The sequence below is a fragment of the Comamonas sp. CAH-2 genome (assembly GCF_009668305.1).
Lineage (GTDB): Bacteria > Pseudomonadota > Gammaproteobacteria > Burkholderiales > Burkholderiaceae_C > Comamonas > Comamonas aquatica.
This window is the reverse complement of the sequence record NZ_VSWF01000023.1, coordinates 1-16,942: the sequence shown is the minus strand read 5'-3', so window position 1 is coordinate 16,942 and position 16,942 is coordinate 1. Positions and strand designations below refer to the sequence as shown.

At 67.7% G+C, this 16,942-nt stretch carries 12 protein-coding genes; 5 read left to right on the top strand and 7 right to left on the bottom strand.

Features of this window, described 5'->3' with window-relative positions; all coding sequences use genetic code 11:
* Positions 1 to 92: 92 nt before the first annotated feature.
* Together FYM52_RS12810 and FYM52_RS12805 are read right to left on the bottom strand one after the other, a co-directional pair.
* A complete protein-coding gene (locus tag FYM52_RS12810) occupies positions 93 to 563 on the bottom strand; it encodes a DUF1854 domain-containing protein (RefSeq protein WP_042414794.1) in 471 nt (156 codons plus the stop codon).
* On the bottom strand, positions 560 to 2,860 hold the full coding sequence (locus FYM52_RS12805) for an ABC transporter ATP-binding protein (protein WP_154164377.1): 2,301 nt from the start codon (positions 2,858 to 2,860) through the stop codon (positions 560 to 562). The genes FYM52_RS12810 and FYM52_RS12805 overlap by 4 nt, the downstream gene beginning before the upstream one ends.
* A gap of 221 nt (positions 2,861 to 3,081) precedes the next feature.
* Between FYM52_RS12805 and FYM52_RS12800 the strand changes: the two genes are divergently transcribed.
* The 3 genes from FYM52_RS12800 (at position 3,082) to FYM52_RS12790 (ending at position 8,911) form a co-directional block, all read left to right on the top strand.
* The gene (locus tag FYM52_RS12800) at positions 3,082 to 5,082 is read left to right on the top strand and encodes an acetate--CoA ligase family protein (RefSeq protein WP_154164376.1); all 2,001 of its coding nucleotides are present in this window, start codon (positions 3,082 to 3,084) and stop codon (positions 5,080 to 5,082) included.
* Between the two features lie 77 nt (positions 5,083 to 5,159).
* Entirely contained in the window at positions 5,160 to 7,739 is a 2,580-nt protein-coding gene (gene cphA / locus FYM52_RS12795) for a cyanophycin synthetase (RefSeq protein WP_154164375.1), read from the top strand.
* A 203-nt stretch (positions 7,740 to 7,942) separates the two neighbouring features.
* Positions 7,943 to 8,911 carry a sensor domain-containing diguanylate cyclase gene (locus FYM52_RS12790; RefSeq protein WP_154164400.1) on the top strand — a complete coding sequence of 323 codons (969 nt, stop codon included), beginning with the start codon at positions 7,943 to 7,945 and terminating at the stop codon, positions 8,909 to 8,911.
* A gap of 65 nt (positions 8,912 to 8,976) precedes the next feature.
* On the opposite strand, the gene FYM52_RS12785 is transcribed toward FYM52_RS12790, so the two are convergent.
* Positions 8,977 to 10,194, bottom strand: a complete 1,218-nt coding sequence (locus FYM52_RS12785) for an MFS transporter (RefSeq protein ID WP_154164374.1) — start codon at positions 10,192 to 10,194, stop codon at positions 8,977 to 8,979.
* Positions 10,195 to 10,420: 226 nt separating this feature from the next.
* Here FYM52_RS12785 and FYM52_RS12780 point away from each other — a divergent pair, with 226 nt between their 5' ends.
* Positions 10,421 to 10,879 (top strand): CreA family protein, encoded by a 459-nt coding sequence (locus FYM52_RS12780; protein ID WP_154164399.1) that lies wholly within the window; start codon positions 10,421 to 10,423, stop codon positions 10,877 to 10,879.
* Between the two features lie 105 nt (positions 10,880 to 10,984).
* Here FYM52_RS12780 and FYM52_RS12775 read toward each other — a convergent pair whose 3' ends face one another.
* A complete protein-coding gene (locus tag FYM52_RS12775) occupies positions 10,985 to 11,899 on the bottom strand; it encodes a LysR family transcriptional regulator (protein WP_154164373.1) in 915 nt (304 codons plus the stop codon).
* 127 nt (positions 11,900 to 12,026) lie between these two features.
* Here FYM52_RS12775 and FYM52_RS12770 point away from each other — a divergent pair, with 127 nt between their 5' ends.
* A complete protein-coding gene (locus tag FYM52_RS12770) occupies positions 12,027 to 13,100 on the top strand; it encodes a YeiH family putative sulfate export transporter (protein ID WP_154164372.1) in 1,074 nt (357 codons plus the stop codon).
* 184 nt (positions 13,101 to 13,284) lie between these two features.
* Here the strand turns inward: FYM52_RS12770 and FYM52_RS12765 are convergent, their stop codons facing one another.
* From FYM52_RS12765 to FYM52_RS12755, 3 genes are all read right to left on the bottom strand, one after another.
* Positions 13,285 to 13,551 (bottom strand): DUF2789 family protein, encoded by a 267-nt coding sequence (locus FYM52_RS12765; protein ID WP_154164371.1) that lies wholly within the window; start codon positions 13,549 to 13,551, stop codon positions 13,285 to 13,287.
* Positions 13,552 to 13,833: 282 nt separating this feature from the next.
* A complete protein-coding gene (locus FYM52_RS12760) occupies positions 13,834 to 15,276 on the bottom strand; it encodes an NAD-dependent succinate-semialdehyde dehydrogenase (protein WP_154164370.1) in 1,443 nt (480 codons plus the stop codon).
* A 210-nt stretch (positions 15,277 to 15,486) separates the two neighbouring features.
* Positions 15,487 to 16,305, bottom strand: coding sequence for an aldolase/citrate lyase family protein (locus FYM52_RS12755; RefSeq protein ID WP_043381717.1), 819 nt, complete (start codon positions 16,303 to 16,305; stop codon positions 15,487 to 15,489).
* Positions 16,306 to 16,942 lie beyond the last annotated feature (637 nt).

Below are 16,942 nucleotides of genomic sequence, written 5' to 3'. Positions count from 1 at the left end.
CCGTCTGTTTTATCGGCAGCTTGTAGTGAAAATTTAGGAAATTTTTCAACTTTTTGACTGCCGTTCGTCGGAACCACTGATCGCCACCGCTGTTACAGGAACAGCTCCAGGAATTTGTGCGACTGCCGGTCCAACTGGCGGGCATCCGGAATCAGGTACTGCACGCCATCCCGGCTGGCGATCAGCAACTGGTGCTGGTCCTTGAGCTTGCGGATGTCTTCTTCGGCACGCAGCGTCAGCGTGGTGCGCCCCTTGTCGGTCATGACCGTCCAGACGCTGGGCACGGAGATGGCATCAATGGCCTCGATGCGCTGCACCACGGGCACAAACTCGCGCACGGCAAAGTCTTCCTCCAGCAGCGCGCGCTGGTCGGCCGGCAGGTGGTCCAGGTGCTCGATCCAGCAGACCTCTTTGCCATCCGGGCCCACCAGGGAAATCGCTTCCAGCGGCGCCTCCAGGGGGAAGGCCCGCACCGGGGTCACCGTGTCGTGCCGGGTGCCGTCGGCCAGTTGCACGCACAGCCGCCCATGGCGGTTGCGCTCCAGACGGATTTCGGGGCTCATCGGGCACTCTCCTGTTGTGTCACCACCAGGCCTGCGGCCTGGGCATCTTCCTCGGCGCGGCGCGCCTGGGCCTCATACAGACGCCAGTAGGCCCCCTTGGCCGCCATCAGCTCCTCGTGCGGGCCGACTTCGACGATCTCGCCGCGGTCCATGACCACCAGGCGGCTGGCCTTGCGCAGCGTCGACAGACGGTGGGCGATCGCGATCGTGGTGCGGCCCTGCACCAGGTTGTCCAGGGCTTTCTGGATTTCCTTTTCGGTTTCGGTGTCCACGGCCGAGGTGGCCTCGTCCAGGATCAGCAGGCGCGGGTTGATCAGCAGGGCGCGCGCAATGCTGATGCGCTGGCGTTCGCCACCCGACAGGCCCTGGCCACGCTCGCCCACGACCGAGTCATAGCCGTGCGGCAGGCGCAGGATGAACTCGTGCGCATGGGCGGCGCGGGCCGCGGCCACGATCTCGCCGCGCGTGGCATGGGGTTTGCCGTAGGCGATGTTCTCCGCCACCGTGCCGAAAAACAGGAAGGGCTCCTGCAGCACCAGGCCGATCTGGCTGCGGTAGTCGGACACCGCCAGGCGGCGGATGTCGATGCCGTCAAGCTGGATGCTGCCCTCGGTCACGTCGTAGAAACGGTTGATCAGGTTGACCAGGGTGCTCTTGCCCGAGCCACTGTGGCCCACCAGACCGATCATCTCGCCCGGCTGGATGTCCAGGTTCAGGCTACGGATCACCTGACGGCTGCCATAGCGAAAGCCGATGTCATGCATGCTGATGCGGCCCTGCACGGGCTGCGGCAGGGGCACGGGATTGACCGGTTCGGGCACGCTGCTGACCTGGTCCAGCACGTCGAAGATGCGCTTGGCACCCGCGGCGGCCTTTTGCGTGATGTTCACAATCCGGCTCATCGAGTCCAGACGCACATAGAAGCGCCCGATGTAGGCGATGAAGGCCGACAGCACACCCACGGTGATCTGGTCCTGGGCCACCAGCCAGATACCAAAGCCCCAGACCACCAGCAGACCGATTTCCGTCATCAACCCCACAGTCGGGGAGAACAGCGACCAGACCTTGTTCACGCGGTCGTTGGCTTCCAGGTTGTGCACGTTCGCCAGGCGGAAACGCTCGATCTCGCGCTCTTCCTGGGCAAAGGCCTTGACCACGCGCACGCCGGGAATGGTGTCCGACAGCACGTTGGTCACATCGGCCCAGACCCGGCTGATGCGGTCAAAGCCCACGCTCAGGCGTCCGCGCACCTTCTGGATCAACCAGGCGATGAAGGGCAGCGGCACCAGTGTCACCAGGGCCAGCCAGGGGTTGATGGACGCCAGGATGACGGCCGTCATCAGGATCATGATCACATCGGTCACGAAATCCAGCGCGTACAGCGACAGGAACATGTTGATGCGGTCCGTGTCGGCGCTGATGCGGCTCATCAGGTCCCCGGTGCGCTTGCCGCCGAAATACTCCAGCGATTGCTTCATCATGTGGGCATAGGTGGTGGTGCGCATGTCGGCACCAATCCGTTCCGACACCTTGGCCATCACCCAGGTGCGCGCCCAGCCCAGGCCCCAGGCCAGCAGGGCCGACAGCAGCAGGCCGCCCAGGTACAGCGCCACCAGGTAGGGATCAATCGGCTGACCGCTCTTCTGGTAGGGGATGAGGATGTCATCCATGATGGGGATGGTCAGGTACGGCGGCACCAGCGTGGCCGCCGTCGACAGCAGGGTCAGCACGAAGCCCCAGATCAGCAGGCCCTGGTAGGGCTTGGCGAAACGGCCGATGCGCAGCAACACCCAGGTCGAGGCCTTGGGGCCGGCCTGGCGGGCGCAGGCCGGGCACTCGTCGCTGTCCGGGGGCAGGATTTCGCTGCACACGGGGCAGCGGTTTTCCTCGACCGGCACCAGGGCCTGGCGGATGTCACCGGCCGCCAGGGCTTCGCGGAATTGCTCAAAGCGCTGCAGAAAGCGCAGCGCCTGGGCCTGCTGGCCCAGGGTGAAGCGCCACAGGGCCAGGCGTTGCTGGGGGTTGTGCAGCTCCAGTGTGCCCACGCCAGCGTGGTCAATGAAGCGCAGCGTCAGGTCTGCCGTCAGCGGCCAGCGCTGCCAGTCGCCGTCCGCGCTCTTGCCGACAATCTGCTGATCCGTCAGCACCAGCAGCCCCTGCGCAAAGCGCAGCGACACCGTCAAGTCAACCGACAGTGCGGCTTGGACGTTCTCATGGGGTGCGAGCTGCGCCCGCAATTCAGCCCCCAAAGGGTCATTGAAGACACTGGAAGCGTCTACAGGATGGTGATGTTGCATGTTGAATCGTTAGAACCCTGCGTTGGCCAAGCTGCCAAAGGGGTGGGACATAGCGTATTCTCTGCAAGAACACGTGGTCTCCGAGTAGGAGCTGCACCTTTCAACGCAGCAAGAGCGAGTTTGGCTGACAAGCAGCCCCGGTTTTGCCTCCCGCACACGATGGTCCTCTCTTTTTCAGACTGTGGCCTTTGACCCCAGCCTCCACACCAACGCTGACATCCATGGCGACATTCAAAGACATCCAACTGCTTCGTACCACCTACCTGCGTGGCCCCAGCGTCTGGACATACCGTCCAGTGCTTGAAGTGTGGCTGGACCTTGGTGAACTCGAAGATTACCCCTCCAACAAGATCGAAGGCTTCACCGAACGCCTGACGACCTGGCTGCCCGGCCTGATCGAGCACCACTGCGGCGTCGGCCACCGGGGCGGCTTCCTGGAGCGCCTGACCGAAGGCACCTGGTGCGGCCATGTGCTGGAGCACACCATCATCGAGCTGCTGAACATGTCCGGCATGCCGGCCGAGTTCGGCCAGACGCGCAGCGTCTCGCAGCACGGCGTCTACCGCATGGTGTTCCGCTGCCCCGAGGAATCGGTGGCCCACGTGGCCCTGCGCCAGGGCCACGGCCTGATCATGGCCGCGATCAACAACCAGCCCTTCGACGTGCCCGCCGCCGTGCAGGCCATCAAGGCCGAGATCGAGAACCGCTACCTCGGCCCCAGCACCGCCAGCATCGTGAATGCGGCCGCAACGCGCCGCATCCCCTTCATCCGCCTGAACGACGGCAACCTCGTGCAACTGGGCTATGGCGCCGCACAGCGCCGCATCTGGAGCACCGAGACCGACAAGACCAGCGCCATCGGCTTCGGCATTGCCGAGGACAAGGACCTGAGCAAGCAACTGCTCAAGGCCTGCGGCGTGCCCGTGCCCGACTGGGAGCTGGTGAAGTCCGCCGACCACGCCTGGGAAGAGGCCGACTACATGGGCCTGCCCGTGACGGTCAAGCCCTACAACTCCAACAAGGGCCAGGGCGTGGGCGTGAACCTCACGACCGAAGCCGAAGTGCGCGCCGCCTACGACGAGGCACGCAAGCTGACCCGCTACGTGATGGTCGAGCGCCACATCCCCGGCCATGTGCACCGCCTGCTGGTGGTGGGTGACAAGGTCGTGGCTGCCTCGCGCGGCGAGTACCCTGAAGGCCGCAACAACCCGCGCGCCAAGGTGGTCACCGTGGACTGCACCGATGAGGTGCATCCCGACGTCGCCTACATGGCGGCCCTGTCCGCCAAGGTCGTGGGCCTGGACATTGCCGGCGTGGACCTGGTCTGCCAGGACATCCGCCAGCCGCTGCACACCCAGGGCGGCGCCATCCTGGAAGTCAACGGCGGCCCCGGCCTGCTGATGCACCTCAAGCCCAGCGTGGGCGTGTCCCGCCCGGTGGGCCAGGCCATCGTGGAGCACCTGTTCCCCGCCACCGACGGTGACACCGAAGGCCAGGCCGCCCGCATTCCCGTGGTCGGGATTGCCGGCACGCGCCACAACGCCTTCATCGCCCGCCTGGTGGGCTGGCTGCTGCAGCTGTCGGGCAAGCGCACCGGCGTGGCCAGCAGCGAAGGCACTTTCCTGGAAGGCCGCCTGACGCAAAAGGGCGACAACACCCACTGGCATGCCGCGCACCGCCTGCTGGTCAACCGCCTGGCCGAAGCCGCGGTCATCCAGACCACGGCGCGCTCCATCCTCGAAGAAGGCCTGGCCTATGACCGCTGCCAGGTTGGCGTGGTCACTGACCTGGACGGTTTTGAAGGCCTGGCCGACCACGACGTGCTCGAAGCCGACCAGATGACCCGCGTGCTGCGCACCCAGATCGACGTGGTGCTGAGCCACGGCGCCGGCGTGCTGAATGCCGACGACGCCCCGGCCGCCGACCTGGCCCGCCTGTGCGACGGCCAGGTGCTGTTCTACACCCAGGACCCCAAGCACCCCCTGGTCGTCACCCACCGCGAAGGCGGTGGCCGCGCCGTGGTGCTCAATGGCCGCGATGTGGTGCTGGTGCAGGGGACCTCCGAACGCGTGCTGGGCACCCTGGAAGTGCTGCGCCCCGTCAACGGCTTCGAGCCTGACACCCCGGCCCTGCTGGCCGCGATCGCCACGGCCTGGGCGCTGGACATCACGCCCGATCTGATCGCCGCCGGCATCAAGACCTTCGACTACCAGTCTCTGTAATTAAAAAGATAGCTACCAGTGCTTGCTAGATCTACGTTGAATGCCAATTTGACCCAAATTTAGCGGAAAGACAGACCATGGAAATTTCCCGCACCCGCGCCCTGCGTGGCCCCAACCTCTGGAGCCGCAACACCGCTATCGAATGCGTCGTGCACTGCACGCCCGACGAAGCCGACTTCACCCGCATCGCCGGCTTCGAAGACAAGCTGCGCGCCCGCTTCCCGGCCATCGGCAGCCTGCAAGCCCAGGGCATGGACAACACCCTGTCCCTGGCCCACGTGCTGGAAGCCGCTGGCCTGGCCCTGCAGGCCCAGGCTGGCTGCCAGGTCACCTTCAGCCGCACCCACGCCACAGTGGAGCCCGGCACCTTCCAGGTGGTGGTCGAGTACACCGAGGAAGCCGTGGGCAAGCGCGCCATGGCGCTGGCCGAGGAACTGATCCAGGCCGCGCTGAACGACACCGCCTTCGACGCCAAGGCCGCCATCCATGCCCTGCAGGAGCTGGACGAGGACGAACGCGTCGGCCCCTCGACCGGCTCGCTGGTCAATGCGGCCCTGGCGCGTGGCATTCCCTTCCGCCGCCTCACGGCCGGCAGCCTGGTGCAGCTGGGCTGGGGCTCCAAGGCCCGCAAGTTCCAGGCCGCCGAAGTCGACCAGACCAGCTCCGTGGCCGAGACCATCGCCCAGGACAAGGACCTGACCAAACGCCTGCTGCACGCCGCCGGCGTGCCCGTGCCCATGGGCCGCCCCGTCAAGGACGTGGACGATGCCTGGGCCGTGGCGCTGGAAGTGGGCCTGCCCGTGGTGGTCAAACCCCAGGACGGCAACCAGGGCAAGGGCGTGACGGTCAACATCACCACCCGCGAGCAACTGGACAAGGCCTATGCCACGTCCATGGAGTTCGGCACCGTGGTCATGGTCGAGCGCTTCCTGCCCGGTCACGACTTCCGCCTGCTGGTGGTCGGCAACCAGTTGGTGGCGGCCGCCCGCCGCGACCCACCCCAGGTGCTGGGCGATGGCGAGCACACCATCCGCGAGCTGGTGGACCTCGTCAACCTGGACCCCCGCCGCGGCTCCGGCCACGGCACGGCGCTGACCAAGATCCGCCTGGACGACATCGCCCTGGGCCGCATCGCCGCCGAAGGACTGACCCCCGACTCCATCCCCGCCCAGGGCCAACGTGTGGTGCTGCGCAACAACGCCAACCTGTCCACCGGTGGCAGCGCCACCGACGTGACCGATGACGTGCACCCCGAGATCGCCGCCCGCGCCATCGAGGCCGCGGCCTGCGTGGGCCTGCACATCTGCGGCGTGGACGTGGTCTGCGAAACCATGCTCAAGCCGCTGGAAGAGCAAAACGGCGGCATCGTAGAGGTCAATGCTGCCCCCGGCCTGCGCATGCACCTGGCGCCCTCGTTCGGCAAGCCGCGCAATGTCGGCGTCCCCATGGTCGACCTGCTGTTCGGCCCCGGCGAGGATGGCCGCATCCCCGTGGTCGCCGTCACCGGCACCAACGGCAAGACCACGACCACGCGCCTGATCTCGCACATCTTCGCCACGCAAGGCCTGCGCGTGGGCATGACCAACACCGACGGTGTGTATGTCAACGGCCGCCAGATCGACAGCGGCGACTGCTCTGGCCCCAAGAGCGCGCGCAACGTGCTGGCCCACCCTGAGGTCGACGCCGCCATCCTGGAATGCGCGCGCGGCGGCATCCTGCGCGAAGGCCTGGGCTTTGACCGCTGCCAGGTGGCCGTGGTCACCAACGTGGGCGAAGGCGACCACCTGGGCATGAACTTCATCACCACCGTGGACGACGTGATGCTGCTCAAGCGCGTCATCGTGCAGAACGTGGCACCCAACGGCTATGCCGTGCTGAACGCCATCGACCCGCACGTGGCGCCCATGGCCAACGTCTGCCTGGGCAAGGTGATCTACTTTGGCGCCGACCGCCACCACCCCATCATGGCCACGCACCGTGCCCAGGGCAACCGCGTGGTGTACGTGGAAGGCGAGCACATCGTCTGCGCCGAAGGGGCCTTCAAGGAAACCCTGGCACTGGCCGAGATCCCGCTGACGCGCAACGGCAGCATCGGCTTCCAGGTCGACAACGCCATGGCCTCCATCGGTGCCGCCTGGGCCGCCGACCTGCCCTGGGACACCATCCGCCGCGGCCTGGCCAGCTTCCACAACGACAGCGCCAACGCCCCCGGCCGCTTCAATGTGATGGACTACCGCGGTGCCACCATCATTGCCGACTACGGCCACAACCCCGACGCCATCCGCGCGCTGACCCAGGCCGTGTCCAGCATGCCGGCGCAGCGCCGCAGCGTGGTGATAAGCGGCGCCGGTGACCGCCGCGACCAGGACATCGTGGAGCAGACCCGCATCCTGGGCGCCGCCTTCGACGACGTGATCCTGTACCAGGATGCCTGCCAGCGCGGCCGTGAAGACGGCGAAGTACTGGCCCTGCTCAAGCAGGGCCTGGTGGGGGCCTCCCGCACCAGCTACAGCACAGAGATCCACGGCGAGTTCCTGGCCATCGACCATGCGCTGGCGCGCCTGCAACCCGGCGACCTGTGCCTGGTGCTGGTCGACCAGGTGGAAGAAGCCCTGGCCCACCTGCGCCAGCACGTGGAAGCCGCGGCCAAGGCCTGACCGGCATGCGCCTCCAACGAATGGCTCCTCCCTGAGGGGCCATTTTTTTGCGCAGTTCGCCCCCCCCTACCCTGGCACTGCAGTCAACCAGCGGGCAAGCACTTACAGACTGGTCATCGCATCCCGGTATGCTCTGCCACCGCGCACACAACTTGCTACATCGCACACCCACAGCGCAGTGGTGATCAGGAGAGGAAATGAGTATGTCCAAGGCTGGTGATTTCGAAAACAACGACGGCGTGTACAAGACCCTGCTGGAATCGACGCAGGCGATTCCCTGGAAGATCGACTGGGCCTCGATGAAGTTCAGCTACATCGGTCCGCAGATCGAGGCCCTGCTGGGCTGGAGCGTCGACAGCTGGGTCAGCGTGGAGGACTGGGCCATGCGCATGCACCCGGAAGACCGTGAGCGCGTGGTGAACTTCTGCGTCTCCCAGTCCCAGTGCGGGGTGGACCACGAGGCCGACTACCGGGCGCTGACCAAGGACAACGGCTATGTCTGGATCCGCGACGTGGTGCACGTGGTGCGCAACCCCCAGGGCGAGGTGGAGGCCCTGATCGGCTTCATGTTCGACATCAGCGAACGCAAGAAGACCGAGGAAAAACTGCTGAGCCTGCAAAAGGAGCTGGAGGTCCTGTCCTTCAAGGACGGCTTGACCAACATCGCCAACCGCCGCAGCTTCGACGCCCACTTCGAAGCGGCCTGGGAGCAGGCGCAGCGCGAGCAGCAACCCTTGTCCGTGCTGCTCTTCGACGTGGACTTCTTCAAGCAGTACAACGACCTGTATGGTCACATCCAGGGCGATGCCTGCCTGATCGATATCGCCCAGACGCTGAGCCTGGCCCTGGACGGCCCACGGGACCTGGTGGCGCGCTACGGCGGCGAGGAGTTTGTCGTGCTGCTGCCCGGCGCCGACGCCGACGCCGCGCACAAGGTGGCCGAGCGCTGCCAGCGCCTGATCCAGAAAAAGGCCATCGTGCACGCGCTGTCACCGTTCAGCCGGCGCGTGACCGTCAGCATCGGTGCAGGCACGGTGGTGCCCGACGAGGCGGCCCTGCACACCGACTTCCTGCATGCGGTCGACCAGCAGCTGTACGCCGCCAAGCACCATGGGCGCAACCGGATCGAGCACGTGGCCGTGGCAGTGCCCAACCTGGTCCAGGCCCCATGACCACCCGACACGCTCACGCTTGACCGCAGCGGCCCTGGGGCCAGTCGTGCGGGCCGCTGCAGCCCTCAGGCGGCCTGGGCCTGACCCAGTGCCTGGCGCTGGCTCCAACGCACACCACGCCAGACGCTGAGGCCCGCCAGGGCGGCCAGCCCGGCGCCCACGCTGCAAGCGCCCTGCCAGCCGGCCAGGTTCCAGGCCCACACGCCCAGGGCCGAGCCGGCCGAGGCGCCGCCGAAATAGCCGGTCATGTAGACCGCATTCATGCGGCTGCGGGCCTCGGGCAGCAGGCTGGCCACGCTGGACTGGTTGGTCACGTTGATGGCCTGCAGGCCCAGGTCCATCAGCAGCACGCCCACCACAAACCAGGCCACGCTGGCCTGCCCCCACCACAGCGGCAGCCAGGACAGCAGCAGCAGCGCCGCGCCCAGGCGCAGCAGCACATGGCTTTTGCCCTGGTCGGCCCAGTTGCCCGCCAGGTTGGCGATCAGGGCCCCGGTCACGCCCGCCAGGCCGACCAGGCCGATCTGCGCATCGCTGAGTTGCAAGGGCGCACTGGACAGCACCAGGGACATGGTGGCGAACATCACGCTGACCGCGGCAAAGGCCAGCGCACTGGCCAGGGTGCGCTGGCGCAGTGCCGGCTGGGTGCGCAACAGATGCCCCATCGAGGCCAGCACCTGCGCATACGGCAGGGGCTGGGGGTGGCGCGAGGTGGGCAGCACGCGGCGCATGCACAGCGCCATCACGGCCATGGCCACGGCCGTGACCTGGTACACCAGGCTCCAGCCGCCCAGGGTGGACAGGCCACCGGCCACGCTGCGCGACAGCAAGATGCCCACCAGCAGGCCGCTGAGCACCAGGCCCACATTGCGCCCCGCATGCCCGGGCGCGGCCAGCGCCGCCGCCATGGGCACCAGCACCTGGGCCGCAACCGAGAACAGGCCGGCCACCAGCGTGCCCAGCATGAACATGGCAAAGCTGCCGGACCAGCCCACCAGGGCATGGCCCACGGCGGCCAGCAGCATCAGCACCACGGCCATGCGGCGGCGCTCCAGCTTGTCACCCAGCGGGGTGATGCACAGCAGGCCCACGGCATATGCCACCTGCGCCACGGTCACCGACAGGCCGGCGGCGGCCTGGTCCACGCCGAAGTGCAGCGCAATCGAATGCAGCAAGGCCTGGTTGTAGTAGTTGCCACCGGCACACAGGCCGCAGGCCACGGCCATCAATAGCAAAGCGGGCGCTGCCAGCACGGAGGGCGGCGCCATCGAGGAAGAAGACATGGAAGATCACGGGTCCAAAGCGGCCTGCAGACGGCAGGCCGCGCGCTGCCGGCCCCAGGAACGGGGGGCACGCGCATGCCAAAGGGACGGCATTGTCGCGCGCCGGCGCAGCGCATGTGGCCGCTTGTATACAAGACACCCCTGGCAGGTCGTGCATGCCGGCGCCCCCTGCAGGCCCGCAGCCCGTATGCTTGCAGCCATGCAACCGAAAACTCAACGACTCTGGATGGCCTGCGCCCTGCTGCTGGGCTGCGGGCAGGCGCTGGCCGAGGCGCAAACCATCGGCTCCGTGGACACGGTGTTCAAGCTGCTGGGCCCGGACCACAAAATCGTGGTCGACGCCTACGACGACCCCAAGGTGCCGGGCGTGACCTGCTACGTGTCGCGGGCCAAGACCGGCGGCATCAAGGGCGGTTTGGGCCTGGCCGAGGACCGCTCGGAAGCCTCCATCAGCTGCCATGCCACGGGCGCCATCAGCATCCCGGCGCCGCTGCGCCAGCAGGAAGAGGTGTTCACCGAGCGCACCTCGCTGCTGTTCAAGCGCCTGCGCGTGGTGCGCATGGTGGACAGCACGCGCAACACCCTGGTCTACATGACCTACTCGGACCGCGTGATCGAAGGCTCGCCGCAGAACAGCATCACCGCCGTGCCCGTGCCGCGCAGCACACCGATTCCATTGAAGTAAAAAAAGAGAGCTGGTAGCGCACATTGGGCGGTGTTTTCAGATTGAAATCACCTTGAACCCCAATGCATTCCAGCGCCAGCCGCTGCGCTTTTGAAAGATGGACCGTCAGGGCTGCAGCGCCCGCGCATGCGCGGCGCAGGCCTGGGTGAAGGCCTGCAGCGCGGGCGAGGCATGCTTGCCCGCGCGCTGCACGATGGAGAAATGCCGCTCCATGCGCGGCAAGGCCGTGGGCAGCACCACCAGGCTGCCATCGTCCAGCATGGCCTGCACCAGCACCCGCGGCAGGCAACTGATGCCCAGGCCCTGGGCCACGCAGCGGGCAATCGCCTCCGAGCTGCCCAGCACCGCCGCCGCCGGCAGCTGCTGCAGGCGCGGCAGCAGCGCGTGCTCGACCATTTCGCGCGTGCCCGAACCTTCTTCGCGCAGCAGCCAGCGCGCCTGGCGCAGCACGGCCACGCCCAGGGGCTTGTCGCGCGCGGCCTGGCACAGCGGGTCCTGCGGCGCCGCCACGATCACCAGCTCGTCCTGCATCCAGCGCTGCACCGCCAGGCCCGCCCAGTGGCTGCTGCCCTCGATCAGGCCCACGTCCGCCTCCAGCGCCTCCACGGCCTGTGCCACCTCGCGCGTGTTGCCGATGCCCACATCCACGCTGATGTGCGGGTGGCTGCGCGCCAGCGCCGCCAGCACGCTGGGCAGCACATAGCTGCCCACGGTGGTGCTGGCCGCCACGCGCAGGCGCACCGGCAGGCCCGGGCCGTGCGGGCCAAACGCCTGCTCGATGCCGCGCGCCTGCTCCAGCAGCGACTGCGCCTGCGGCAGCAGGGCCCGCCCGGCATCGTTGAGCACCAGGTGCCGCCCCACGCGCTCGAACAGCTGCACGCCCAGCCCGGTCTCCAGCTGCTGCAGCGCAGCGCTGGTCGCCGACTGCGACAGGCCCACGGCCTCCGCGGCCGCCACCGTCGAGCCGTGGCGGGCCACGGCGCTGAAGATGTCGAGTTGGCGCAAGGTCAGGTGCAACATGCGGGGCGTACCTTCTTCAACCTGTTTGGCAGGTAGATTCAAGAAAAACTATTCGTTATACGAATATAACCAAACTATCTAAAGTGATCCCCAGCTCGGCGCCACTGTCCCCTGCGCCAGCCCGGTCATGAACACGCTACCTTCCACCTTCTCCCTCGATACCCCCCTGCAGTGGCTGCGCGGCACCGCCCCCGGCCTGCTGCTGAGCACCGTCATCGCCCTGCTGGCCCTGGGGCTGGCAGCCCAGCCCTGGGCGGCCGCGCACGGGCTCAGCGCCCTCACCCTGGCCATCGTGCTGGGCCTGCTGTTGGGCAACACCGTCTACCCGCGCCTGGCCGCCGCCAGCGGCCCCGGCGTGGGCCTGGCCAAACAGCAGTTGCTGCGCGCAGGCATCGTGCTGTACGGCCTGCGCCTGACCTTCCAGGACATCGCCCAGGTCGGCTGGAGCGGCATTGCGCTGGATGCCCTGGTGCTGGCCAGCACCTTCGGCCTGGCCTGCCTGCTGGGCCAACGCCTGCTGGGCCTGGACCGGCGCACCAGCCTGCTGATCGGCGCAGGCAGCTCCATCTGCGGCGCAGCGGCCGTACTGGCCACGGCCCCCGTGGCCAAGGGCCGCGCCCAGGATGTGGCCGTGGCCATCGCCACCGTGGTGGTGTTCGGCACCGTGGGCATGTTCCTGTACCCGGTGCTGTACCAGTGGAACGCTGACCACGGCTGGATCGCCATGGACGCGCAGCGCTACGGCCTGTACGTGGGCGCCACCGTGCACGAGGTGGCCCAGGTGGTGGCGGCGGGCGCGGCCATCAGCCCCGAAGCCACCAGCACCGCTGTGATCGCCAAGATGGTGCGGGTGATGATGCTGGCGCCCTTCCTGCTGCTGCTGGCGCTGTGGCAGGCCCGCGAGGACCGCCAGGACGGCGCAACGCAGGCCACGGGCCTGGGCGGCATCCGCCTGCCCTGGTTTGCGCTGGGTTTTGTGGTGGTGGCCGGCATCCACTCGCTGGGCGTGTTGCCCCGGCCGCTGGTGGAATGGGGGGTGCAACTGGACAACCTGCTGCTGGCCGTGGCCATGGCCGCACTGGGCCTGACCACCCATGTGCAGGCCGTGCGGGCCGCGGGGGTCAAGCCGCTGCTGCTGGCGGCCCTGCTGTTTGCCTGGCTGCTGGGCGCGGGCCTGCTGTTCACGCAGTGGCTGGCCTGACCGGGCCTTGACCTGGCTCCGCGGCACGCACGCGGTCACACCGCCGGACGGGGCCACCATCTTTGTTGACGCGCACCAACCCACGCGCAGCGCTGCTCCCCCCCATCACCACGACACACGGATGACACCCCCAAAACCCCAGGGCCGCAGCGCGGCCCTGGAGGTGGTGCGGGCGCGGGGCCGCCTACTTGTGCAATTCCGGTGCCTTGCGTAGGGCCAGGCTCAGCTGGTCCACCACGATGGCCCAGTCGTCATCGCAGCGGATCTTCTCCTTGAGCATCTGCGCCTGCTGGGGGCTCCAAAACGGCGCATCGTGCAGCTGCAGGTCATCGGCCAGGGGGTGGTGCTGGCGAATGAACTGCTGGATGCTGGCCTCGTCGTTGGGCAGGCCCAGCTGGGCAAACAGTTCGGTAAAGCCGGGTTGGGATTCACCAGGGGTCAACGTGGTCATCGCATCCTCCATGTTGTGATGGGAAAAAGCCTTTGCAGCCGGGCAATGCCCGACCATGCCCCCATCTTGCACCAGTTGCTGCGCCCGGCGTGTAGGACTGCCCAGCACAGGGCTGTGTGCCCACGCGGGCGCGCTGGTCGGTTGGCGCGCGCTGAAAAGTTCTTTTCAACGCGCAGCGCCGCAGCCTGGACCGCACGGTGACCGCGCACGCGGCGTAGGCGCAAAGAAAAGGAAAGGAAAAGGCCGCCCGGGGGCGGCCTTGGAACGGGTGCGCAGCGCGGCTCAGACCATGGCTATCGAAACGGCCTTGGGGATCAGGTAGGCCTCCAGCGCCTCGGTGCCGCCCTCGGAGCCATAGCCCGAATCCTTCACGCCGCCAAACGGCATTTCGGCCGAGGCCACGGCCGGCTGGTTGATCCACAGCATGCCGGACTCGACGTGCTGGCTCAGCAGGTGCGCGTTCTTCAGCGAGGCGGTGAAGGCATAGGCCGCCAGGCCATAGGGCAGGCGGTTGGCCTCGGCAATCGCCTCTTCCAGCTTATCGAAGCTGCGCATGGCGATCATGGGGCCGAAGGGTTCGTTGTTGAACACCTCGGCATCCAGCGGCACGTCGGCCAGGATGGTGGGGGCGTAGAAGTTGCCGGCATCGCCCAGCGTCTGGCCGCCCATCAGCAGCTTGGCGCCCTTGTTCTGGGCGTTCGCCACCAGCGACTGCATGGCGGTCACGCGGCGCGGGTTGGCCAGGGGGCCCATCTTGCTGTCGGCCTCCAGGCCGTTGCCCACCTTGATGGATGCAAAGTACGCCACGACCTGCTCGGTGAACTGCTGTTGCAGGCTCTGGTGCACCAGAAAGCGCGTGGGCGAGATGCAGACCTGGCCGGCGTTGCGCAGCTTGGCAGCACCGGCGGATTTCACGGCCAGCTCCACGTCCGCGTCCTCGGCCACGATCACGGGGGCGTGGCCGCCCAGCTCCATGGTGCAGCGCTTCATGTGCGCGCCGGCCAGGGCCGCCAGCTGCTTGCCCACGGGGGTGGAGCCGGTGAAGGTGATCTTGCGGATCACGGGGTGGGGAATCAGGTAGCTGGAGATTTCGTGCGGATCGCCATACACCAGGCCGATCACGCCGGCGGGCACGCCCGCATCCACAAAGCACTGGAACAGCGCGGCCGGCGAGGCCGGGGTTTCCTCGGGCGCCTTGCACAGGAAGGAGCAGCCCGTGGCCAGCGCGGCACTGATCTTGCGCACGATCTGGTTGACCGGGAAGTTCCAGGGCGTGAAGGCCGCCACGGGGCCCACGGGCTCCTTGATCACCAGTTGCTGCACATCGCCCCGGCGCGCGGGCACGATGCGGCCGTACAGGCGCAGGGCCTCGTCGGCAAACCATTCGATGATGCCCACACCGGCCAGCACCTCACCCTTGGCTTCGGCCAGGGGCTTGCCCTGCTCCTGCGTCAGCAGCGCGGCGATGGTGTCGGCACGCTCCTTGAGCAGCGCTGCCGCGCGGCGCATCGCGGCCTGGCGGTCGTGGGCGCTGGTGTGCTTCCAGATCGCAAAGCCTTTGGCCGCGGCGGCCAGCGCGCGGTCCAGATCGGCCTTGCTGGCATGGGCCACATGGCCGATGACGGCGCCCGTGGCCGGGTTGTGCACGGGAATCTTCTTGCCGCCAGCAGCGTCTTGCCACTGGCCATCAATCAGCAACTGGGTGTCGGGGTAAGCAGGGGACATGGTGGGTACTCAGCCTGGGAGAAGAAAAGTCGGCCCCCGCACCGTGCGCAGGCCGTCAAGGTTTTGATAGCTGCTTGCGCTGGCCAATCAAGGATCAGGAACACAAACATACCGCAAAGCCAAACAATCCGAGCGCGGCCTGCTTCTGTTTTCCATGTTGCGCCACGGGGCAAAACCGCGCGGCCCATTGTAGGAAGCCGGCCCCGCGCCTCAATACATGGAAACACTGGCGCCCGTGTGGATGTGGCCGGGCTTGAAGCGCTGGGCCAGCGCGTCCGCCCCCTGACGCAGCAGCAGCATGTCCATGCCCACGGCCACGAACAGCGCGCCCTGGTGCAGGCAAGTCTGCACGCGCTCGGGCTGGGTCACCAGGATGCCTGGCGCCTTGCCGCAGCCACGGATGCGCTGCAGCGCGTCGTCGATGATGAAGGTCATGTCCGGGTGCGTGGAATGCCCGGCATAGCCCAGGCTGGCCGACAGGTCCGCCGGGCCGATGAAGACGCCGTCCACGCCGTCGACCTGGGCGATCTCCTCCAGGTTGACCAGGGCCTCGCGCGTTTCCACCTGCACCAGCAGGCAGATTTCCTCGTGCGCGCGGCGCACGTACTCGGCATCGCGCCCGAAGTTGGAGGCGCGCATGCTGCCGCCCATGCCGCGCACGCCATCGGGGGCGTAGCGCACGGCCTGCACCGCGGCCCGGGCCTCGTCGGCGTTCTGCACAAAGGGCAGCAGCAGCGTCTGCGCGCCGATGTCCAGGTAGCGCTTGATCATCACCTTGTCGTTCCAGGCCGGGCGCACCACGGCCTGCGTGGGCGTACAGCCGGTGCGCGTCTGCGCCGCGCCCACGGCCTGCAGCTGCTGCACCATCTGCGGCACATCGGTGGGCGTGTGCTCGGTGTCCAGCAGCAGCCAGTCGAAACCGCTGCCCGCCAGCAGCTCGCTGACATAGGGCGACGGCAAGGTGGACCACAGGCCAATCTGCGGCTGGCCCGCCTGCAAGGCGCGCTTGAATAGGTTGGGGGTGGGCATGAAACTCCTTCGAAGGCGGTGGATGCAAACGGCCCGCAGGCCCCGTGCGCACGCCTGCGCGCCCAGGCCCGGCAGAGCACCGCCGGCCATCGCCCGCGCGATGGTCCTTGGCTGGGCCTCCCCCGTCTCCCTGGCGCAGACTGCGCACCGTGATAGGGCTCTACGATAACCGCTGCGGCCCGCAGAGCCTGTCACGCACCGGGCGGGCACCAGGGCCATCCGCGGGGCGCCCCAGGGAAGCCCTGTGTGTCCGCTGCCACACTGCCCTGCCACCGTGGTGCGCATGCCCCCTGCGGGGGGTGGGAGCCGTGCCGGTGCGCTGCGCCCGCGCGGTGGCGGTCGGCCACGCTTGCCCTTTCGCACGCCGTCCAGCAATCTGCACCGGCGAACAAACGCTCCGCAAAACATAGCAATCAGCGCAACGCTCACCAGCGCCCAAGGCATTTTTCACCACTGACATCCCGTGTCCACCTGGCCGTCACCGAACTGGCCCGGGACTGCGACGGGCACCTCGGCACCGCCATGCCCCCAGGGCGCCGATGACGGGCGGCACCGCCTGCGCATGCGGTCCTTTAGGCGTTGCTGCAGGCCTGTGGCTGCCGGGCAGCAGTGCGGCCCGGCAGCCACAGGCCTGCAG